Raw genomic sequence first — 20,087 nt, forward strand, 5'->3', positions numbered from 1 at the left:
TAAAGAAGGTTCCGGGAAGAAGGCCCCGAATCTATCATTTGCCTCGGAAAACTAGCAAAGCTTTACCGATTCCTATCTCGTCAAAATCGTATAAGATCCTGGGTCTCAGAATTTTTTTACCGTTCAAGAAGGTCCCGGACTCGGAGACCAGATCATATAGAATATACCGGTTACGTACTTTTCTGATCCTAGCATGATTTTTACTGACAGATTGTTCGTATAAGACTAGATCACAAAGGTCGGAATTTCCAATATTTGTCTCCGCTCTTGCAAGAGAGTATTGTTTACCAGGATTTCTTCCTTCTTTAAAAACAAGGGTAGCCTTTTCATAAGATTCACCTTGTTCGAATTCTTTTAAAGCGACCGGGGCTGCCCTTTCCGTTTCGATTCGATCTTCTTCGGAGTAAACAAGTTGGTATTGGTTGCCGTACATTTTACGGTAAGCATCTTGTTCGAATTCAATCGTATGAAGTCTCTCTTCCGCACTCACAGTTCCCTCTGGAATCTGCTTTTTTCCTTTTTTCAGGACTACGATAAGAGCAACCAAAGTAAGAACTAATAAGAATGTAAAACTTGGAAGAAAGATAGAAGGATGTAATAAGAAAACTGCCAGTCTAGTTTGGAATGGAAGATCATAGGAAAAGCTCAGTCGTCTGGAATTTTTAGTTTCCAGTTCCACTTCCAAATTACCGCTTCCCTGGAACTGCCATTCGTCTTGGAAAGGAGATTCGTAAACCAAAGACCAGGGTTCTTTTCTGAAATAATCCAGGTCCCCGAAAGCTTGCGTCCTAAAATCAGGACTCATCAAAGAGTAGAATGTTCCACCATATCTTTTGGCCAAAAATTTTCCACCATTGGAAGGAAATGAAAGAACATTGATAGGAATATTCGGAGTGTATTCCCCATTCTGAGCCTCGTTGGATGGGATGAGATCCTGATCATAAAAAATGGTCAGAATATAATCAGTTTCTTTCAAATGAGGAGAGATCTTTTGAAAAACATAATCCAGATTTGCAGAAGTATTCCTGTTGGACTTCCCACCAGGAACCTTAGCTTCTTTCAAAGCATCCGATTTACTTAAGTCGTCTTTGGAGAAGAATACGTCGTCCGTAAAAAATACGAAGCTGAAACGATCTGCAGAATCCGCTCTTTCAACAATTGTTTTTAAGATCTCTGTGGCTTGCACATTATGATCGAATGAATTTGTCATCTGTGTGATCAGATAAATATGAACTGGCCTTGTGCCTTCCGGTCTATGGATCTTAAGAGGACCTACTCTTCTAGAGCGATTTTCTTTTTGTTCTGAAACAGTAAGAATCTCCTGATCTAAGGATACACCTTTACTAGCTCTCAGCTTTAATTCCACTTTAGGATATCTGGAAATATCATATTCTTCCAGATGGATACTTTCTGCACCGACGAACGACGGATAAACGTTAGCCGCTAAGATCAGAAAGTAAACGAAGAAGGACCGGATCATAAGATTTTGCAATTTAAGCGGGATTTTCATCCAAAGTAAACAGTTTTCTGGAATACTCCAAATGTGGCTCCCAAGACCCGCCTTGGTTTCTTAGGGTCTCGAGTTTTTCTCCACTTCTCATCACAGTTATAGTATCGGCCAGGTCCCTAGCAGAACTAAGATCATGGCTGATAAATAGAAGCCCTGCTCCCATATCTTTTACCCTGGTTCGCAAAAGTTCCAGAATTGCCTTTCCTGTATTCGGATCCAGAGCGGATGTGGGCTCGTCTGCGAGGATAAGTTCCGCACCTGAATACACCGAAAGTAGTATTAAAATTCTTTGTCTTTCTCCGCCAGAAAGTTGATGAGGCCTCGCCTTCCATGCGGCCGCCGGATCGGAAAGTCCGAATTCTTTTAATAAACGGATACAAGTTTCTTCGTTTGCAAACTCAGGTTGTATGATCGAAAAATATTCCAGGATCTGAGATCCGACACTCAAGAATGGATGAAGTCCGATCGCTGCAGTTTGCGGAATCAAACTGATCCGTTTTCCTCGCCAATTTTTCCATAGAGAAAAATCTCCGCTCGGTATATTTTCGGAGAATATTGAAAATTTTTCCCAGGACACGGAGGCTTCTTCATTTGGAAGTCCTAGAACCGTATTTGCAAATGTGGATTTTCCGCTTCCGGATTCTCCTACCAATGCATGTATTTCCTTTTTAAAAAGTTGCAGATTGAAGTTTTTAAGAATATGAGAAGACCCGATTTTTACATTCAGATCTTGTATAGAAAGAATGGGTTCTGAAGAAGTCCTCTCCAAGTTTTATCCTAACTGAAAGAGTTCGTATTCCACGATGGAACAAAGAATATGACCGATCAGAATATGGGATTCCTGGATACGCGCTGTCTCTTTTCTGGGAATGATCAAATCCAAGTCCGCCATTCCTTTCATTTTTCCACCGTCTCCTCCTAAGAAAGAGATCGTTTTCATCCCTATCTCTTTGGCGGATTCCAAGGCAGCGATCACGTTTTTGGAATTCCCACTAGTGGAAAGTCCAACGAGCAGATCTCCCGGTTTTCCGAATGCTTCTACCTGACGGGAAAATACGAATTCATATCCGTAATCGTTGGAGCAAGCTGTGAGCACCGCTGAATCGGCGGACAATGATAAAGCAGGAAGCGCTCTTCTTTCATTTCCTGATTTGTAACGAACCACAAGTTCTGCAGCTATATGAGAAGCATCGCAGGACGAACCGCCATTCCCGCAAAAAAGGATCGTATTCCCTTTTTTTAATACTTCGGAAGCAATTTTTCCTGCCTCTTCAATCTCCGGAAGAAGTGTATCCAATACTGCTTTTTTGGTCTCTATCGAGTCCTGTATCTGTTTGGATGCGATTTCTTTTAAGTTCATTCTCATTTATCCTTTTTAGACCGAATTTTGGAAAGTACCGACTCGAATTCCTTTTTGGCGGAATCAAATTCATACAGTGTCAAATTTTCGGAATGCGGAGAATTCCTGTTCCCGCTCACATTTAAAAAATACAATTCTTTAGAAACGATCTGTTTTACTCTTTCAGAAGAATTTGCCTGAAAAATATCTTCGAATTCTTTTCCTAAAAATATCAATAATACTGCGATCGTGCTGGGCCTGAGATTGATCAATATCTGTTGCTTCCAGATCGGATCCCAATTCAAAATTTCTTTCCAAGATTCAGAAGAACGTTTTAAGTCCGGCTCCTCTTGCAGAACCGCCCAAGATTCCTCGTCCCAATTCGGAGTATTGATCCCAGATAAGATACTCTTTAGACTTTTATGGTCCGCGCTCAATAAACGGTTTAAGTCGGCTTCTCCTAAAAAAATCACTCCACTGATCTTTCCGCCCTGCTCCGTTAGGTAGTTCCCGGTGGAGACAACTAAAGAATATTCTCTGCCGGATTTTTCCTTACCTTCTAAACGGAATAGATTACGATTGTTTTTGGTCAGCTTTAAAGATGGATTTTCGAAAATAGTACCGGAAGGTTTTTTACGGGTCACAAAAAAGCGGTCCGCTTTTTCTCTCAGGTCTTTTAATTCCCAGGTATAACCTCTGCTATCTCTAACTACTTCCTTTTCAGATCCTGTAGAGATCGTCTTTTTCTTTCTCCAGAAAAAGAGTTTATTCCAAAAACCTAATTTTTGTTTGCCCTTGGCCATTTTATTTCCCGTAATCTTTTCGAAGATTAGATGGCCGTTCGATCAATTTTTTCCCCATTTCGTAGACCTTTGCTTCTTTTAGAAAAGTGGAATATGCAGAAGAGATAGCGATCGTAAATCCGGGAAATCCATCCAAGAACCCAAGTTTAAAAAGATAGATCTCTACAAATTTTCCGAACGGTTTGATAATCGTGCGAACCAGAGAGAATTTTTTATTCTTCTTCCAACGAGTCCAGGAAACGATAGAAGAGAATTTATTGATCGTATCTACTTGTTGTGCAAGATCGGCAAAACTATAATGTAGGATATCCCCTTTGATCTTTTTGCCTTTTCCTTCTACCACCAAATAATCATGAGGATTTTCTCCTGTCCATTTTGACTTGGACTTGCGAATAATCCTGTACTTAGTTTGGGGATACCATCCTGAAAAACGGATAAACCTCCCCATATGAAAGGTAAGCCTAGAAGCTTTGAGTCCATTCAAAGATGGATCTTCCGGACTTTCTAAAAACGCTCGAAGAGAATCTCTTAATTCCTCGCTAAGTCGTTCGTCAGCATCCAGAGACAGGATCCAGTCATTCTTACAGAGAGAAATCGCGTCATTCTTCTGTTCCACATGCCCTTTAAAGTTCTGGGAAGAAAAACGCACTTCTGGAAAGGACTCGCTGATTTCCTTGGTCTTGTCCGTGCTATTAGAATCTAAAACGATGATCTCGTCTGCGATATCCCTGCAGGACTTGATACAGTCTCCGATATTTGCTTCTTCATTATAAGTAATAATAGCGACTGATAGTTTTTTTAAAAATCTTTCCCGGACCTCGTTTCTGCTCTGAGGCGCCTTCGCTTTAGATTTCTTTTTTTTAGGGGAAGAAGATTCCTTGGTTTTAACGGATTCTGCCATAAGTGAATATCGCCGAAGCGAATGAATTCCTAAAATAGGAGGTTTTCCTTCTTTGTCAGCGGTTTTTTCTGGAAATCTGAGAGGAAAAGGAAAGTCTGGGGACCTGTGAAACCTGGCTTCTTTTCTGATATTTCTGAGACTTCCGGGAAGATCTCATTCTATTCCTTATTATTATTCTTACTAGCATTTCCTCTTTCTGTTTCCGCGTCTCAAGTCCTGGCGGGCTTAAGCATTTTCTGTTTTATATTCTCCCCTAAGGAGAATTTCCAAAATGCCAAAACCTACCTTTTTCCTTGGGCCTTTATTTTAGGAGCTTATGCTTTAGTATTCATTTCATCTTTGGCTCACTGGGAAGAATATTCCAATTTTTGGAAAACATTTACAAGGCAATCCGAGGCGGGAGATTTCTGGCTTTCCATCCTCTTTCCGATAGCCGCAGTACATTCTTCAGAGGAAAAGAATAGAAGGCTGATCTATAAATATCTGTGGATCTCTTTTTTACTCATTTTGATTACTGGGATTGCTTCCGTATTCAGTGAGTATAGACTCGGAAAATTTATCTCAAACGGTTTTACGCCTGCGCCAGGAGATAGAAGACAACATCCTGCAGGACCACTTTTCGGATTAGAGACTTACCTTCCGATCGGGTTAATGAACACTCATTTGACCTATGGTGGATTAATTTCTTTTTATATTCCTGGGCTTGCTCTTCTACTTTTACGAAAAATAAAGGAGAAGGATCTAAAACGTATAATTGGATTCGGTGTCCTTCTCTTGTTTGCGTTATGGGTATTTCTACTCAACCAAAGTAAATCAGCATGGTTAGGAGTTCTTGCAGTAACCGTTTATTTTATTCTAAGTAAATGGAAGGACTTCTATGGCAAACTTCCAAGAATTACTATCGCAAGAGTTTCGATCGTAATTTTACTTTTAATCGGACTTGGAGGAACGGTTCGATTCTTTTACCAAAAAAATTGGTTATTACAAAGAACTCTTGCACAACTCACAGAGATCCAAACGCCTGAAAATCAAAGATACTGGATCTATAAGCTTAGCCTTCCCCTGCTTGCGAAAAATCCAATCTTAGGAACAGGAGGAGGAAGATTTAAGGAAGCTAGCTCCGAAGTATCCAAAACTTTCATCCAAAAGAACGAACAACTTTGGTATGAGTTGTATATCACTCCGAACAAACATGCTCATAATGATATTTTAGAATTTGCGATCGTAGGCGGATGGTTTTCCGGAATTTTATGGATTGGATTCTTCTATCTTTTATTTAGAAAAATTGCTTCGTCCGCTTTAGAGGATGGGAATTTCCCTTTGGTTGGTGTTGGATTTATCTGGGTAGCGGGATTTTTCCAATGTTATCTTTTGGATGACGAGGTCGCACTTCCCTTCTTTGCCTTGGCTGGAATTTTATGGGGAAGAGAGAAGGAAACTTCTTCTAAATTTTCTAAAGCCTCTACAATCTTCTTAATTCTTACATTTTTATTAAACACATCCTTTTGGATCTGGAGACTTTCTATTCCGGCCGAACTCGCTTATGGAAGACAGGTTTTTGCTTCTTCTTCCTTTCTTGCTAAAAAAATAGAAAGAAGAATCCTTCCTTTTAGAAACCAGACAGAGGAAAGAAAAAAAAGAATTTCAGAAACTATTTCGGTCCCTGCATCAGAAGGAAATTCGGAGTTTTCTGTAGAAGGTTGTCTCACCCATAGATATCCGAATCCTGCAAAACTGAGAGAAGAAAATTATTCTTTCGGGATCTATATTTCTCCCGAATGGAAAAATCCACCGACTCAAACCAGCGTCACGGTATTTTCAGAAGAATCCTTTGATGAAGACAAACTTTATTGGTCTCATCGAAAGTTCGATTTGGGAATTCGCGAGATGGGTCTAAAACCTGGTTGGAATTCCTTCGTTTGGAAAGAGACCTTGGGGCTTTCTAAAATTACGATCTTTCCGGATATCGTATTTTTTAGGAGTTTTAAGATCCGTTTTGGAGGTTCCAATCCGGAAAACGCAATGGATCTGCCTGTCTTAGACTTAGGAGATCTTTGCGATTTTAGATTAGAGTAAAGTTGGTACCTGGAGCGGGACTTGAACCCGCACGAGCGTGAACTCACAGGATTTTAAGTCCTGGGTGTCTACCGATTCCACCATCCAGGCGTTTTAGAGACTCTGCCAGGCGTCGCCCGGATTCGAACCGGGGATCAAGCTTTTGCAGAGCCATGCCTTACCACTTGGCCACGACGCCGATATGAGGTATGATTTTGTGTACCTGCAAGGTGTCAATAGAAAAGTGGAGGAAAGACTTTGAGGATCTATTTCTATCGAATCGACTCGAATGCTAGACTTTTCCACGAGAACTCCGAGCTAACGGATAAAAAGTTTTTAGACTTCTTTTTCACTCATCTAGAAAAAAATCGGACCGGCAAATATCCGGAATATTCCTATATCTCACCTTGTGGGAAAGAAATGAATTTTGTACAAACGGAACATTACCCGATTTTGTTTAAAAATAGAATAGAAGATAAACTCTATTATGGAGGAGAAAAAGGCATCTTATTCCAACCGGAAAATTTAAAATTCGATTCTTTTGGAAATCTACTCCACCCTTTCCAAAAAGAAATCTGGGGAAGAATCTCCTCTGAAATACTCTTGGATCCGGAGTTAGAATGGAGAGAAAATCCTGAAAATTGGGATTTGATTTGGAAAGAGAGAAAATTCCAGATCCCAAAATTCAGAGCTTAATCTTTCTGATTAAGCTCTGACTCGAGTGGAATTTATTCCCACTCTATCGTGCCGGGAGGTTTATTTGTCAGATCGAAAAACAGATACTCTATCCCCGGAACTTTTAAAACTTCTGAGACCAACTCGTCTAAAACATCTTTTTCCAGTCGGAAGAAACTAGCGGTCATTGCTTCCTGAGAATCCACAGGTCTAAGAACAATACTTCTTTTTCCAGATTCGGAGCCCAAAGGAAGAAGTACCACAGGCATTTGCCAGATCTGGTCGTAGATTTTCCTTTTTTGTAGGACCTTCTCTACCGCTGCATCTGCTTCTCTCAAAATATCCGAATCTTTTTTGTCCAAATCGATTTCTTGGAATTTGAAATTTGCTTTTTTGAAGTCCGTAGACTTTCCTAAAAATAAAACAACTCGATTTACGGAAGAAATTTGGTTTGTGATAGCAGTGGAAATTTTATCCAATTCGTCCCAGTTTTTTTCACCCGAGATCGCAGCACAATGCGCGTAAGATCTTTGGTCTCCTTTTACACCCACAGAAGCCACAGGAAGAAGTTTTGCTTCTAGAGAAGTTTCCGTTCGTACCAGTTCATCTAGCTTTTTTTGGACGGATTCTTCGATCGGTTTTTCTTGGGCTATCATTCGGACCACGAGTCCCGGTCCAGGAAAAGGATGTCTTCCGGTCCATTCTTTAGGAAGTCCTAGGTAATTCCCGAGTTCCCTGACCTCATCTTTATATAAGTCCTTGATAGGCTCGACTACCTTGCCTTCTTCCATTAATTTTTGGATGGCTTCTACCCGATTATGGTGGGTCTTGATTGTATGAGAATGTTTTGTTCCGCCACTTTCTATTGTGTCCGGATAAATGGTTCCTTGTCCGAGTAACCATTCGTCTGCATTCAGTCCTAAACTTTTCGCACAATCTGCTTGGGCTTGTAAGAATAGATTTCCTACAATTTTACGCTTTTCTTCCGGATCTTTTTTACCTTTTAGAGCGGAATAGAAAAGTTCGGAAGAATCGTGAACATGTAACTGAATACCTTGCGGAGAAAGTTTTTCCTGTAGACTTGCTACTTCGTCCTTTCTCATAAATCCAGTATCGATCAGGACTCCCTTCACTCTGTCTTTTCCTAAAGCTCTGGAAAGAAGAAGGTAGGAAACAGTGGAATCGACTCCTCCGGAAACGAGTAAGAAGATTTTTTTGTCAGGCGGAATGATAGAATGTAATTCTGCCTCTTTTAGGTCTAAAAATTGTTTTAGATCCCAGGTGCCTTCTGCCCCTGAAATTTTTACAAAGTTCTCTAAAAGAACGGATCCTTTTTCCGTATGAGTCACTTCCGGGTGGAGTTGTATCCCGAACCATTTTTGGGTCGGATTTTCAACCACTGCGTATTCGCAGTCTTGGCTGGATGCAGTGCGAGTAAAACCGGATGGCAAACGAGTCACCTCGTCTCCATGGCTCATCCATACAACTTCCCCACCGGCAAAACCTTGTAGTAATTGGGTTTTGGATGTATCAATAAAATCTAAAGCGGCTCTTCCGTATTCAGCAATGCCCGCTTTTTTCACTTCTCCACCTAAAAGTTTCATCATAAGTTGGTGGCCATAGCAGATCCCTAAAACAGGAATTCCTAGTTTTAGAACTTCGACAGGTAAAGAAGGGGAATCCGGTTCATATACACTTTCCGGTCCTCCGGAAAGAATGATGCCTGAAAGTTTGGAATACGTTTCGATAGGCTCGTCATTGCCTAAAATTTCGGAATATGCCCCCAAACGACGAATTCTGGATGCGATCAAATGGGCGTACTGCCCTCCAAAATCCACGATCCCAATTACATTTTGGTGCTTCATTCCAAGATATCCTTAACGTTTCCTTTTAAAAGTGAGATGGAAAAAGATTCCCAGAGATAAAGTCCGGAAAACTCTGGTTTTATTAAAGAGGGAATCATGAGCCATCAACAAGAGTCGATCGGAATTTCCGCTTATGAGGGAAGACAGGACCATATCCCCAGTCTGAAACTTCCCGAGATAGAATCTTTCGCCAATGTGTACGAAGGTAAGGATTACACAATCGATTTTACCATTCCAGAGTTCACCGCAGTTTGTCCTAAAACCGGACTGCCTGATTTTGGAGTGATAGAGATCAGCTATATACCGAAAGCAAAATGTATAGAATTAAAGTCTCTAAAAGAGTACATTCTCGCCTACCGAAACCTGGGAATTTTTCATGAGAACGTGGTAAATCATATCTTAGAAGATCTGATCCAATCTGTAGATCCGAAATATATCAAGGTTAAGGGAGATTATAACCTAAGAGGTGGGATCAAAACAATAGTCACAAGAGAGTACACAAGCAAATGATGGATCCGATTTCTTTACTTGGATTTATAGCTTGTACTTTGACCACTCTGGCATTTCTTCCCCAGCTTATTAAAGTGATCCTAGAAAAAAGGACCAGGGATATTTCCAGGAATATGTATCTGGTTCTTTCCGTGGGAGTATTTTTCTGGCTTTGTTACGGGGTCCTAAAGAATGATTTTCCGATCATTCTTGCAAATGCATTCACCTTACTTTTTACCACTACAATTCTCTGGTATAAACTCCGTTCCAAAGAAGAAGAATAAAAAAAGCCGCTCCCTTCCGGAAACGGCCCTTTATTTTTCCAGAATGGAAATCTGAATTATTTAGGAGCTGCTTGGTCTTTTAAAGACTTACGCTGGTTTTCCAATTCCTTCTTGGCATCGTCCATAGAAGATTTTACTTTTTCTTTCTCTTCTTTGCCTGCCTTTTGGATGGCTTCTTTTTCTTCTTTTCCGGCACTCTTAGCTTCTTCTAGAAGTTTACGATTTTCTTCTTTTGCGCCTTCAATCAGTTCTCTATTTCTTTGTTTTTGCTCTTCTAGTCCTTGGAGGATCCGAGCTTTATTTTCCTGGAAATCTTTCAGGATCTCTTGGATACGAGCTCTTTGTTCTTCCGTAATGGATTGGATAGTCGCAGAATCATCTTTTAATTCTTGCGTTTCATCTTCTGTTAAAGGTTGTTCTTTGAATGTATCTCCGTTAGAGCTTACGTTTTCTCCTGCATCTGCAATCGCTTGGCTTTCAGGATTATCTGCGTCTGCTACTTCAACCGATCCATCAGAAACTCTTGTGCTTGTTCCTTTACCGGATTCTTCTACAATGAACTCGGTTCCTCTAACGGAAGCTACAACTGTAGGAGTAGAAACGGTAAACTTGGAAGTTTTGGTTAGCTTACCCGCAACCTTGGTAAAAATTTTCCCCTTGGTCAGCCCCAAATCTGCGAAGGTTTCTCCGTTTGCGGAATCTATAAAAATTTTCTTTAAAGTAAGGCTTGTGTTTTCTTTGATCCTAACTAAAACTCCCTCAGTCAACTGAAGGTCCGCATAAGAATCTTTTCCTGTTTCTATCTTATCTTCCGGTAGAAGGAAAGTATCAATAGATACTGCTTTTTCTTTCCCGGCATTATCGAAAATTTTTACTGTTCCTTTGGTGAATGTGATCACTCCACCTTGGAGATCTTCTTTGGCTTTCTTACAATCTACAAATACAATGCTGAGGGCCAGAAAGAAGGTTATGGCAATCCGTTTCATTTAGTTCTGATTCTCCCTTGAAATAGGTTTGGGAAGAATATCGATGAAAGAAATTTCCGTCCACATTTTTACTCGGGTTTATTTAATTATTCGGGAAGCATCCTGTCTAATTCCTAGAAAGGCTCAAATCCCGCTGAGACTGGCAATCAATGGGGGAATCTGAATGGAAAAGGTATTGCGCCATAGCCCCTGTCTCGAAATTGTAGCCCTAGACCGCCAAATAGACGAACTATTAAGTTCCAAAGGAGTGACAGAATGACCAAAATAGCCTATGTAGACAAGGACAACTGTACTTCTTGCAACCAGTGTGCAGACAATCTACCTAAGTACTTTCAAATGGACGATAACGATACTTCCGAAACTCATATCGGAGGAGAGAATGTAAACCAAGCTCAAATCCCTGAAGAAGATTGGAAAACAGTTCAGAAAGAGATGGATGAATGTCCCGGTGAATGTATTCACTGGAGAAAGTAATCGTTTCCCGATTTCCTTATTCTCTAAAAAACAAAAGCGGGATAAAACTCCTGCTTTTTTTATACCATGATCAAACTCTTATCTTAATTAAGAGTTCCATTTGAAATTTTTAGATCAGTATTCTTGCTCAGATCTAGTAGAACCAAGTAATTCATCTGGAATGTCTTCTACTCTATCTCCGATCTGGATAGCGAGTCTATTTCCCACGCGTCCAGGAAGGCATTTGAACTTTTTGCGTTCCCCTACTTTTACAAGCATGTCCGATCTAGTAGTGGTGTTTTCTAATTTTACAACATCGCCTACGGTTAAATTCATAAAATCCAGAATGGAAATATCCACGGAACCCACTTCTGCGATCACAGGGATTTGCACCTGATCCAAACGTTCTTGGATAATTGCTCTGTTCTCATCCAACTCACCTTTACGGATGGAAGAATACCAGTACTGAGCGGACAGCTTATTAATGATAGGCTCGATCGTGATATAAGGAATACAAAGGTTGGTAAGACCTTCTACCTCTCCGATCTTAGTCTCTAAGTTAATCAAAACCACCATGTCATTCGGAGGTACAACCTGAGCGAACTGAGGATTCGTTTCTATATTCCCCAAACGAGGTCGAAGGTCGATCACTGTGGACCAGGCTTCTCTCATGTTTCCTAAGATACGAACGATAATCCCTTCCATTACGCTCATCTCAATCTCGGAAAGTTCTCGAGAGATCTTGGCAGTCTCTCCTTTACCACCGAATAGACGGTCGATGATCGTGAAGGAAATAGAAGGATCTATTTCTAAAATTGCAGAACCTCTAAGCGGGTCCATATTGATGACCGCAAGTGTGGTCGGATTCGGAATAGAACGAATGAATTCTTCGTACGTTAACTGATCCACAGCAGCCACGTGAACATGAACTAAGGCTCGGAGCTGAGCAGAAAGTCCGGTTGTTGCCAAACGAGCGAATGTCTCGTGCATCATCTGGAGAGTACGGATCTGGTCTTTTGAAAATTTGTCGGGACGTTTGAAGTCGTAAATTTTGACCTTTTTCTGTTCCCCTACGGAAGAATACTCATCCTCCGCCACCTCTCCGCTGGAGATCGCGTTTAATAATGCGTCTATCTCGTCTTGGGATAATATCTCGGTCATTTTCTTACCTTCGCTAGTAAATTAGCTACTTTCCAAAACATTCCGGTTTCTTCCGGCATTCTTCTCAAAGTAAATTCGTATTCATATCGAACGGGGACTTTGTTCACTCTTCTTTCCACTGCAACTCGCACTTTGGAAAGATTAGAATTTACCTTTTCCGTTCCCAAGATCTTATAGTATTGTAACACACCAGATCTGTTTTCCGCTAGATAATTTCGGAATTCTTCTAGAACAAAATCCTTTTCGGCTTCTTCCGATTGTTGCCAATCCCTTGCAAATCTGTCATAAGCTTGTATGTATTCCGGGAAATGGATCCATTTAAAATGGAGTTTCCAGTTTTTCTTCTTTTCAGCACCTAAGAATAGATGGATCACTTCTTCAGGTTCGAGGCCGTCGGTCGCAGGATCTTGGTAAGGAACCCCGGGAAGCACCCAATCTTTTTTGCGTTCTTCTACGCTGAAATAAGGATGGCTTTCGGATCTTACGAAATGGTCCCCGTATTCTGAAATATTAGGATAGAAATAAGCGGTTACGAAATATTTTTTACCTGGCTCTAACTCGTATAGATGATCAATTCGGATCTCTTTGGAGAAGGTCTCGTCCTTGTGTAGAATGATTTCTTTTACTTCATCCCCTACCAGGTTCTCGACTTTATTCCTTCTTCTTAAAACAGGATCCTGTCTTCTTTCTTCTTCGATTCTTGTGACTGTTCTACCGTCTTCATCTCTTACAATTACTTGGAAAGAACGAAGGTCTTTTCCATATGGAAAGATCCGAAGGACCTCATTTCCAGTGTTTCGAACCGAAAGTACAGCAGAGATAGCTTCCTTTTCACGAAACTGCATTTTAGGAAGTTTGATATCCACGATCCCTTGGGCTTGGATATAATTTTCGGAAACTTCTCCCCTTGCATTTCTGTTTGGATAAGATCCAAGGCTGAATGCACTTAGGAGAATCAGTATGGTCAGAATTCGTTTCATTCTAAAATTTCAGTCCTGGTCCCTAGTTCCGATACTTCGGACCTAGTTGCCAATAGCGCTATATTTTAGATTTCGGCAAAAAGAGACAAAACCTACTAAAAAATACGGGAAATTATGTAGGAAACTGAAAAGCTTTAGCCTTCTGCGTCTTCAATAATATAGTCAGCAATTCGGATCAGTCGACCAAGTACAGGTTTGAGCTTACTATATTCTTGGTAACATTCCTCGTATTTTTCCAAAATGGGCCCGATCTGAGCCACGGATTTAGGAGAAAGATTCAAACTAGCTATATTGGATTCGGAGAGTTTTTCTGCAGATTCCAAACTATCGAAAAATCGGGTAATCTCCTTTACGATGGACTCGTCTGCCCTGTCGTTTCTTTCGAAATTAGATTCTATTTTTAGGATATAATCCGTAAGAGTTTGTTTGAGTCTTACTTCTTCCTCGTTTGCCTTTCGTTTTGCAGTTAGGTTGTTTACCTTGCTATAACGTGCCATTGCTTCTTCATAAGAATGGCTGACTGACTGTCTATTTTGTTGGATCAGGCGCACGAGAGACACTACGGAACGAAAATCCCAAGCAGTGTCTTTTTTATTCCGGATCTCGGAGAACATTTCTTGGCCTTTGGAATCATCCACCTGCAATCCGGAAAGTTTTTCTAATATTCTTCCCGTGGATCCGGCACCTTGTATCTCTCGGGCCACCGAAAGAAAAAGTGGATTTTGGTCCAGGGAAGTACTCATTACTTTGTCCTCTTATCGTAAATAGAAACTTTGCGGATGGTAGTCTTACCGTTTCCGGAAGCGATGATCTTATCTACTACCTCGGCACCTTGGACGATCTGCCCGAATACAGTATGCAATCCGTCCAAATGAGGAGTATCTACTTGGTTGATGAAAAATTGAGAACCGTTTGTATTCGGCCCTGCGTTTGCCATTGCCAAGGCTCCCTTGATCGCCTTTTTACTTTTGACTACATTATTATAACGATAGCCTAGTCTATATAGGATTTCCATGACGGAAAGATTTTTAGCTTTCTCTAAATTGCTTTCTAGTTCTTCCCTTCTCTCGTCAGCTTCTCTCTGGCTTCTGATACCAAGTTCACCACCAATGTATCTGTACAAGTAACCTGTATAAAACTGGGACTGACCGATCTTAGCCTGATCCAGACCTAAACTCGCAGCATTGATCTCATCAGCGAATCTGTATCCAGGGGTCCCGGATCCGTCTCCATAAGGACATCCACCTTGGATCATAAAACCTTCGATCACTCTATGGAAAGTTAATCCATCATAGAACGGTCTTTTTTGAGGTTGGCCATTTCGAAGAGTGAATTCTTTCTCTCCTTGGGCTAGGTCGATGAAGTTTTGGACAGTTTTAGAAGCATCCTTATCGAATAATTCGAAAAGCATATCTCCTTGAGTGGTTTGGATAAGTGCATAAATAGCCGGTTTTTCAGGAAGAGGGAAACGAGTTTTTTCCTCTTTTTTGACGACCACTTCGACAGGGCTATATGCTTCCGGAACATATCTTTGTTCCGCATATGGATTTGCCTTACAGGCAAACGAAAATAATAAAATCGTAAACCATGCTAAAGATCCTATAATTCCGATCTTAGATTTCGATTTTACATTCAGATAATTCATTTCGTATTCCTTTGGATTGATTTGATAGATTGTTTCGCGAGTTCCAATTGTTCTAATTGTCTAGATTTGGAAGTTCCACCGTAACTCGATTTTTTGTCTGTAGAAAGTTCCAAACTCACCGCCTTGGAATATTCTTCTCCTGTAAAATACGGAGAAATTCCTTTTCGAACCTCTTCTGAGATTGTGAATAAATTCTCTTTTCGTTCCACACATTCAGAGACAAGTCTCCCGACCAGTTCATGTGCTGTTCTAAACGGGACTTTTTTTTCTCCCACCAGGAAGTCGGCCAAGTCGGTCGCAGTGGCAAATCCTTCCTTCAGGGATCTTTCTCCCCTTTCTGGTCTGAATTGTATTTCGGATACCATTGCTTCCAAACCTTCCAAACTTAAAAGAACGGTTTCCACAGCATCAAAAACAGCTAACTTGTCTTCTTGTAAATCACGATTGTAGGTAAGAGGCAATCCCTTTAAGAGCCCAATGAGATGATTTAAGTTACCCGCCACCCTTGCGGACTTCCCACGGATAAGCTCAGCAATATCCGGATTTTTTTTCTGAGGCATGATAGAAGACCCGGTAGTCAATGAATCAGGCAGTTTTACAAGACCGAATTCCTGGGAAGAATATAGAACGATATCCTCGCAAAAACGAGAAGCATGGGACATTGTTTGAACGGCGGCAAATAAAAACTGAAGAAGATGATCCCGATTCGAAACACCATCCATACTATTTGGAGAAATAGAATCCGCTTTTAATTCGGAAGCTAAAAACTCTCTGTCGTTTTGGTAATTCACTCCAGCCATAGCACCGGAACCCAACACCAGAATATTCGAAGTCTTACTAGCGAATTCGAAAAATTCCAAATCCCGAGTGAACATCCAAAAATAAGCCAATAGAAAATGAGACGCACGGATCGGTTGTGCCACTTGTAAATGAGTGTATCCCGGAATGATTGTATCTATATTTTTAGAGGCTTGTTCGTAGAGTGCTTCTCTCAGAGAATCCAAACGGAGTAAAATTTCTTGGATCCTATTTCTTACATAAAGTCTCGTGTCTTGGGCGACTTGGTCGTTTCTGGATCTGGCAGTATGTAATTTTTTTCCTACTTCTCCTTTCAGTTCCGTAAGCCTGGATTCCACATGCATGTGAATGTCTTCCAGCTCGGAACTAAATTTGAAGTTTCCGGATTCGATTTCCTCTTCTACCTGATTTAATCCGTCTAGTATGTCTTTTAATTCTGTAGAGTTTAAGATGCCCATCTTCGCAAGCATCTTGGCATGTGCCCTACTTCCCTCTAGATCTTCCTTATATAATTTTTGGTCAAAAGAAATAGATTCTCCTATTCTTTCCATGATGGAAGAAGCTTTTTCTTTAAATCTTCCTCCCCAAAGTTTAGCACTCTTGTCCTCAGGTGTTTTCATTAAAATGATTTCGATACCTTATTGATTTTCCGCAAATGTTTGGAGCCAGTCCTTTAGAATTTCTATTTCTTCCTGATCCAGTTTAGAATTGGAATGTAGGAAAATATAATCCTTGGGAGGCATATGACCTTCTTCTACTTCTTCTAATATTTCTTCGGCCAGATCCGCCTTTTTTTCCGGTTTTAAGGTTTCCCATTCCGAAAAATTCAATTCTTCTCGGCCTTCTTCAATATGATGAGAGATATATAAAGAAACTGGAAAAACCTTGGAATACCAAGGCCATTGTACTAAATCCGAATGGCAGTCATAACAAGACTTTCGAAAAATCTTTTTGACGCGTTCTTCCGTTTTGATTTCATTAGTATTCTTTCCTAACGGAGGTTGTACGGGGATTAACTGAAGAGCAAGGAATACGACTAGTAGCCCAATTCCCAGACGAATCCAAATTTTTCTCATCACTCCCGCTAAGAATATGGACGGGAATGTTTTTGAAAATAGAATTTTTCCCCTTTCTTCAACCTAAAAACCATGGACTTTTTACAAGACGGACATAACCTTTCTTACCTTTGGATCGCCTCCGGGATCATTCTCATGGTGGCCGAACTTTTTATCCCAGGCACCTTCGTTTTCTTTTTGGGCCTTTCTGCTAGTATTATTGGTGCGGTTTCTTATTTTATAGAAATGAAATTTTGGACCCAGATTTTGGCCTGGGGAATCTTGTCAGGAATACTCATTTGGCTGGGAGCAAGTTTCTTGCGAAAATTTTTTCCTTCCGCTTCGGAAAAAGCCATTTTAAATCCGGAAGAAGGACCTGGCAGGATCGTACTCGTTTCTAAAGATGTACTGGTAGAAAGAAAAGGTGGAAGAGTCGTATTCCAAGGAACAGAATGGGACGCGATCAGCAAATCCAAAAGAATAGAAGCTGGCAAAAGAGTTAGAATTTTAGAAAGGGAAAATTTAACCTTCGTGGTGGAACCCTTGGAACTTCCGGAAATTTAATCATAATGAATAAGGAGTGAAACTAAAGAAATGTTTTCTTTATTTTTTACAATAGTGTTTATCGGGATCATTTATTTGATCATGAAAACCTGTATCGTGGTCCCCCAAAACTATAGTTTTGTAGTGGAAAGATTGGGAGTGTTCAGAGGTGCTCTCAATGCAGGATTTCATTTTTTAATTCCGATCATAGACCAGATTCGATACAAGCAGAACTTAAAAGAGATCGCAATCGATATTCCCCCGCAAACCTGTATTACTAAGGACAATGTGTCCATTCTTGTGGATGGAATTTTATATATTCGCGTGATGGACCCTTACAAAGCATCCTACGAAATTGAAAATTTCAGAATGGCGACTATACAATTAGCACAAACCACTCTTCGTTCCGAAATTGGAAAATTGGTATTAGACCATACATTCTCAGAAAGAGACGATATTAATGCGAATGTGGTTCGAGCCTTGGACGAGGCGACCGACCCATGGGGAATCAAGGTAACTCGTTACGAGATCAAGAATATTTCCCCACCTAAAGAAATCCTGCATGAAATGGAAGAACAGGTAAAAGCGGAACGAGTTAAACGTGCTGAGATCACAATCTCGGAAGGAGAAAAACTGGCTCGAATCAATCGTTCCATGGGAGAAAGACAGGAAGCAATCAATCTTTCCGAAGGGGAAAAGATCAAAAAAGTAAACGAAGCCGAAGGTAAAGCAAAAGAGATCGAATTTATTGCAAAAGCTAAGGCCAGAGGGATCCAAATGATCGCAGAAGCCAGCGGAACCGAAGGTGGAACAGAAGCAGTCAATTTGCAAATCACAGAAGATTATCTTTCCGGTTTAGGTGAAATTTTACAAAAAGCAAAAACTACAGTTCTTCCTATCGAGATGGCAAATGTAGTCGGAGTTTTCGAAGGGTTGTCCAAAGTAACGAATAAATTTCCGGGCTTAGATTCGGGGAAGGAATAGGAAACTAAAATGATTATAGATCTATTTTTATGGATATTTTGGGCCGGATTCGCCTTCTATATTTCTTATAAACTCTATCGTTCGGTTAGGATCGTATCTGCTCAGGAATGTATTATCGTAGAAAGATTAGGAAGATATAATAGAACCCTTCATGCAGGATTTCATATACTCATTCCTTTTATTGACGACGACGCATATTACCATACCTTAAAAGAACAGGCAATCGATGTCCCTCCCCAAACTTGTATTACCAAAGACAATGTGAAAGTGGAAATGGATGGGATCCTTTACTTAAGAGTTATAGACCCTCAAAAAGCCAGTTACGGGATCGACGATTATCGTTTTGCAGTTACTCAGCTAGTCCAAACAACCATGCGTGCTATTATAGGAACCATGGACATGGACACCACTTTCGAAACCAGGGAAGTGATTAATAGTAAGATCCTAGAAGTTTTGGACCAGGCTGCAGAACCTTGGGGAGTCCGAGTAAATCGCTATGAGATCGTAAATATTGCTCCTCCTAAATCCATTATCGAAGCGATGGAAAGAGAGAAAAAAGCACAGATCACCAAGAAGGCACAAATTTCTCTCTCCGAAGGAGATAGAGACGCAAGGATCAATCGTTCCTTAGGAATTAAAGAAGAAGCCATCAATAAATCCGAAGGGGAAAAACAAAAAAGAATCAATGAGGCGGAGGGTCTTGCTTCCGAAATTGAATCCATCGCGGTGGCTACCGCAAAAGGGATCGAGCTATTAGCAGCTTCCATTAAAACCAAAGGTGGAAAAGAAGCAGTAAAACTTAGGATTGCTCAGAGATTTATTAAAGAAGTAGAAAAATTAGGACAGGAAGGAACAGAACTAGTTCTTCCTTTAAATCTTTCGAATTTCAAATCGGTGATGAAATCCGTTTTAGGAAACGGCGAAGACAAAAAAGGTTAAAAGTAAGAGATCGTATCCGGAAATCTTCCGGATACGAACATTCTATTTAGATCATTCTTCTGGAAGGATCTACTATTTCGGTAATTCGAATTCCGTAATAATCATCCAATAAAACCAGTTTTCCCTTTCCAACCAATTTGCCGTTTGCTAAAATATCTAAATCTTCTCCGACAGCATTGTCTAATTCTACCACAGCACCTTCGTTCAGACCTAGAACATCTTTAATGTACATATTGGTTCTACCTAATTCCACAGTGAGAGCCACATTTACATCTAGTAATAGATTTAAATTTGCAGTGTTGGAAGAAACGGAACTAGAACGAGTACTTGCTTTCGGAGGTGCAGGAGTGGAAGAAGGTCCCAAAGCCGCAGCAATATCTGCAAAGGAGGGAGCACCCCCGGATGCTGGAGAAGTAGAAGCACCTGCCCCACCGGAATCTCCTAATAGAGAATCTAATTCTCCGCTCAGATTAAAATCTGCAGAGCCGCCGCCCCCACCTCCCGGACTGGACCCGGTTAGTAATGCGTCTATATCGTCTTGTGAAAGGGAGCCTTCACCCATTAGGACTTGCCTCCAAAGGTTCTTTCTAAATTCTTCGACAGAACCGAAAGATTATACAAG

Annotated in this window: 22 protein-coding genes and 2 tRNA genes; 8 read left to right on the plus strand and 16 right to left on the minus strand. The window is 40.6% G+C overall.

Features of this window, described 5'->3' with window-relative positions; translation table 11 throughout:
• Positions 1-34: 34 nt before the first annotated feature.
• The 5 genes from CH365_RS01300 to CH365_RS01320 are packed head-to-tail and all read right to left on the minus strand — an operon-like array spanning position 35 to position 4,553.
• The gene (locus CH365_RS01300) at positions 35-1,510 is read right to left on the minus strand and encodes an FHA domain-containing protein (RefSeq protein WP_100766801.1); all 1,476 of its coding nucleotides are present in this window, start codon (positions 1,508-1,510) and stop codon (positions 35-37) included.
• Complete coding sequence (locus CH365_RS01305) at positions 1,494-2,279, minus strand: ATP-binding cassette domain-containing protein (RefSeq protein ID WP_100766802.1); 786 nt, start codon at positions 2,277-2,279, stop codon at positions 1,494-1,496. The genes CH365_RS01300 and CH365_RS01305 overlap by 17 nt, the downstream gene beginning before the upstream one ends.
• A 3-nt stretch (positions 2,280-2,282) precedes the next feature.
• Entirely contained in the window at positions 2,283-2,870 is a 588-nt protein-coding gene (gene gmhA, locus CH365_RS01310; RefSeq protein WP_100766803.1) for a D-sedoheptulose 7-phosphate isomerase, read from the minus strand.
• Positions 2,871-2,872: 2 nt separating this feature from the next.
• On the minus strand, positions 2,873-3,652 hold the full coding sequence (locus CH365_RS01315; RefSeq protein ID WP_100766804.1) for an LBBP_01157 family protein: 780 nt from the start codon (positions 3,650-3,652) through the stop codon (positions 2,873-2,875).
• Position 3,653: 1 nt separating this feature from the next.
• On the minus strand, positions 3,654-4,553 hold the full coding sequence (locus tag CH365_RS01320; protein WP_100766805.1) for a glycosyltransferase family 2 protein: 900 nt from the start codon (positions 4,551-4,553) through the stop codon (positions 3,654-3,656).
• A 105-nt stretch (positions 4,554-4,658) separates the two neighbouring features.
• Between CH365_RS01320 and CH365_RS01325 the strand changes: the two genes are divergently transcribed.
• Positions 4,659-6,629 carry an O-antigen ligase family protein gene (locus tag CH365_RS01325; protein WP_100766806.1) on the plus strand — a complete coding sequence of 657 codons (1,971 nt, stop codon included), beginning with the start codon at positions 4,659-4,661 and terminating at the stop codon, positions 6,627-6,629.
• A gap of 3 nt (positions 6,630-6,632) precedes the next feature.
• Here the strand turns inward: CH365_RS01325 and CH365_RS01330 are convergent.
• Together CH365_RS01330 and CH365_RS01335 are read right to left on the minus strand one after the other, a co-directional pair.
• Positions 6,633-6,719, minus strand: a tRNA-Leu gene (locus CH365_RS01330).
• Positions 6,720-6,736: 17 nt separating this feature from the next.
• Positions 6,737-6,807 (minus strand) — tRNA-Cys (locus CH365_RS01335).
• A 59-nt stretch (positions 6,808-6,866) separates the two neighbouring features.
• Between CH365_RS01335 and CH365_RS01340 the strand changes: the two genes are divergently transcribed.
• Positions 6,867-7,304: a DUF4505 family protein gene (locus CH365_RS01340; protein ID WP_100766807.1), complete on the plus strand. Its 438-nt coding sequence runs from the start codon at positions 6,867-6,869 to the stop codon at positions 7,302-7,304.
• A gap of 32 nt (positions 7,305-7,336) precedes the next feature.
• Here CH365_RS01340 and guaA read toward each other — a convergent pair whose 3' ends face one another.
• On the minus strand, positions 7,337-9,148 hold the full coding sequence (gene guaA, locus CH365_RS01345; protein WP_100766808.1) for a glutamine-hydrolyzing GMP synthase: 1,812 nt from the start codon (positions 9,146-9,148) through the stop codon (positions 7,337-7,339).
• A gap of 96 nt (positions 9,149-9,244) precedes the next feature.
• Here guaA and queF point away from each other — a divergent pair, with 96 nt between their 5' ends.
• Positions 9,245-9,658 (plus strand): preQ(1) synthase, encoded by a 414-nt coding sequence (gene queF / locus CH365_RS01350; RefSeq protein ID WP_100710043.1) that lies wholly within the window; start codon positions 9,245-9,247, stop codon positions 9,656-9,658.
• Positions 9,658-9,921, plus strand: a complete 264-nt coding sequence (locus CH365_RS01355) for a SemiSWEET transporter (protein ID WP_165782560.1) — start codon at positions 9,658-9,660, stop codon at positions 9,919-9,921. The genes queF and CH365_RS01355 overlap by 1 nt, the downstream gene beginning before the upstream one ends.
• Before the next feature lie 56 nt (positions 9,922-9,977).
• On the opposite strand, the gene lsa33 is transcribed toward CH365_RS01355, so the two are convergent.
• Entirely contained in the window at positions 9,978-10,907 is a 930-nt protein-coding gene (gene lsa33, locus CH365_RS01360; protein ID WP_100766810.1) for a surface adhesin Lsa33, read from the minus strand.
• 255 nt (positions 10,908-11,162) lie between these two features.
• Between lsa33 and CH365_RS01365 the strand changes: the two genes are divergently transcribed.
• On the plus strand, positions 11,163-11,381 hold the full coding sequence (locus CH365_RS01365) for a ferredoxin (protein WP_100766811.1): 219 nt from the start codon (positions 11,163-11,165) through the stop codon (positions 11,379-11,381).
• Positions 11,382-11,495: 114 nt separating this feature from the next.
• On the opposite strand, the gene fliM is transcribed toward CH365_RS01365, so the two are convergent.
• From fliM to CH365_RS01395, 6 genes are all read right to left on the minus strand, one after another.
• On the minus strand, positions 11,496-12,521 hold the full coding sequence (gene fliM, locus CH365_RS01370; protein WP_020768525.1) for a flagellar motor switch protein FliM: 1,026 nt from the start codon (positions 12,519-12,521) through the stop codon (positions 11,496-11,498).
• The gene (locus CH365_RS01375) at positions 12,518-13,501 is read right to left on the minus strand and encodes a hypothetical protein (protein ID WP_100766812.1); all 984 of its coding nucleotides are present in this window, start codon (positions 13,499-13,501) and stop codon (positions 12,518-12,520) included. Before CH365_RS01375 ends, fliM begins: the two co-directional genes overlap by 4 nt.
• A gap of 134 nt (positions 13,502-13,635) precedes the next feature.
• Positions 13,636-14,244, minus strand: a complete 609-nt coding sequence (locus CH365_RS01380; protein WP_100766813.1) for a hypothetical protein — start codon at positions 14,242-14,244, stop codon at positions 13,636-13,638.
• Positions 14,244-15,146, minus strand: coding sequence for a peptidylprolyl isomerase (locus CH365_RS01385; RefSeq protein WP_100766814.1), 903 nt, complete (start codon positions 15,144-15,146; stop codon positions 14,244-14,246). Before CH365_RS01385 ends, CH365_RS01380 begins: the two co-directional genes overlap by 1 nt.
• On the minus strand, positions 15,143-16,564 hold the full coding sequence (argH, locus tag CH365_RS01390) for an argininosuccinate lyase (RefSeq protein ID WP_100766815.1): 1,422 nt from the start codon (positions 16,562-16,564) through the stop codon (positions 15,143-15,145). Before argH ends, CH365_RS01385 begins: the two co-directional genes overlap by 4 nt.
• 18 nt (positions 16,565-16,582) lie before the next feature.
• Positions 16,583-17,020 (minus strand): heme-binding domain-containing protein, encoded by a 438-nt coding sequence (locus CH365_RS01395; protein WP_100766816.1) that lies wholly within the window; start codon positions 17,018-17,020, stop codon positions 16,583-16,585.
• 72 nt (positions 17,021-17,092) lie between these two features.
• On the opposite strand from CH365_RS01395, the gene CH365_RS01400 reads away from it, so the two are divergent.
• From CH365_RS01400 to CH365_RS01410, 3 genes are read left to right on the plus strand one after another with little or no spacing between them, the layout of a single operon-like run.
• Positions 17,093-17,563: an NfeD family protein gene (locus CH365_RS01400; RefSeq protein WP_100766817.1), complete on the plus strand. Its 471-nt coding sequence runs from the start codon at positions 17,093-17,095 to the stop codon at positions 17,561-17,563.
• A 30-nt stretch (positions 17,564-17,593) separates the two neighbouring features.
• Positions 17,594-18,526: an SPFH domain-containing protein gene (locus CH365_RS01405; RefSeq protein WP_100766818.1), complete on the plus strand. Its 933-nt coding sequence runs from the start codon at positions 17,594-17,596 to the stop codon at positions 18,524-18,526.
• 9 nt (positions 18,527-18,535) lie between these two features.
• Positions 18,536-19,465, plus strand: a complete 930-nt coding sequence (locus CH365_RS01410; protein WP_100766819.1) for an SPFH domain-containing protein — start codon at positions 18,536-18,538, stop codon at positions 19,463-19,465.
• Positions 19,466-19,511: 46 nt separating this feature from the next.
• Here CH365_RS01410 and fliN read toward each other — a convergent pair whose 3' ends face one another.
• Positions 19,512-20,027 carry a flagellar motor switch protein FliN gene (gene fliN / locus CH365_RS01415; protein WP_100766820.1) on the minus strand — a complete coding sequence of 172 codons (516 nt, stop codon included), beginning with the start codon at positions 20,025-20,027 and terminating at the stop codon, positions 19,512-19,514.
• Between the last annotated feature and the right edge of the window lie 60 nt (positions 20,028-20,087).

This window comes from Leptospira neocaledonica (genome assembly GCF_002812205.1).
GTDB classification, from domain to species: domain Bacteria; phylum Spirochaetota; class Leptospiria; order Leptospirales; family Leptospiraceae; genus Leptospira_B; species Leptospira_B neocaledonica.

Bases quoted from the DNA above. Each gene is read 5' to 3' on its own strand.
- CH365_RS01300 (WP_100766801.1), bottom strand. From the start codon at position 1,510: ATGAAAATCCCGCTTAAATTGCAAAATCTTATGATCCGGTCCTTCTTC.
- gmhA (WP_100766803.1), bottom strand. From the start codon at position 2,870: ATGAACTTAAAAGAAATCGCATCCAAACAGATACAGGACTCGATAGAG.
- CH365_RS01315 (WP_100766804.1), bottom strand. From the start codon at position 3,652: ATGGCCAAGGGCAAACAAAAATTAGGTTTTTGGAATAAACTCTTTTTC.
- CH365_RS01320 (WP_100766805.1), bottom strand. From the start codon at position 4,553: ATGGCAGAATCCGTTAAAACCAAGGAATCTTCTTCCCCTAAAAAAAAG.
- guaA (WP_100766808.1), bottom strand. From the start codon at position 9,148: ATGAAGCACCAAAATGTAATTGGGATCGTGGATTTTGGAGGGCAGTAC.
- queF (WP_100710043.1), top strand. From the start codon at position 9,245: ATGAGCCATCAACAAGAGTCGATCGGAATTTCCGCTTATGAGGGAAGA.
- CH365_RS01355 (WP_165782560.1), top strand. From the start codon at position 9,658: ATGGATCCGATTTCTTTACTTGGATTTATAGCTTGTACTTTGACCACT.
- lsa33 (WP_100766810.1), bottom strand. From the start codon at position 10,907: ATGAAACGGATTGCCATAACCTTCTTTCTGGCCCTCAGCATTGTATTT.
- CH365_RS01365 (WP_100766811.1), top strand. From the start codon at position 11,163: ATGACCAAAATAGCCTATGTAGACAAGGACAACTGTACTTCTTGCAAC.
- fliM (WP_020768525.1), bottom strand. From the start codon at position 12,521: ATGACCGAGATATTATCCCAAGACGAGATAGACGCATTATTAAACGCG.
- CH365_RS01375 (WP_100766812.1), bottom strand. From the start codon at position 13,501: ATGAAACGAATTCTGACCATACTGATTCTCCTAAGTGCATTCAGCCTT.
- CH365_RS01380 (WP_100766813.1), bottom strand. From the start codon at position 14,244: ATGAGTACTTCCCTGGACCAAAATCCACTTTTTCTTTCGGTGGCCCGA.
- CH365_RS01385 (WP_100766814.1), bottom strand. From the start codon at position 15,146: ATGAATTATCTGAATGTAAAATCGAAATCTAAGATCGGAATTATAGGA.
- argH (WP_100766815.1), bottom strand. From the start codon at position 16,564: ATGAAAACACCTGAGGACAAGAGTGCTAAACTTTGGGGAGGAAGATTT.
- CH365_RS01395 (WP_100766816.1), bottom strand. From the start codon at position 17,020: ATGAGAAAAATTTGGATTCGTCTGGGAATTGGGCTACTAGTCGTATTC.
- CH365_RS01400 (WP_100766817.1), top strand. From the start codon at position 17,093: ATGGACTTTTTACAAGACGGACATAACCTTTCTTACCTTTGGATCGCC.
- CH365_RS01405 (WP_100766818.1), top strand. From the start codon at position 17,594: ATGTTTTCTTTATTTTTTACAATAGTGTTTATCGGGATCATTTATTTG.
- CH365_RS01410 (WP_100766819.1), top strand. From the start codon at position 18,536: ATGATTATAGATCTATTTTTATGGATATTTTGGGCCGGATTCGCCTTC.
- fliN (WP_100766820.1), bottom strand. From the start codon at position 20,027: ATGGGTGAAGGCTCCCTTTCACAAGACGATATAGACGCATTACTAACC.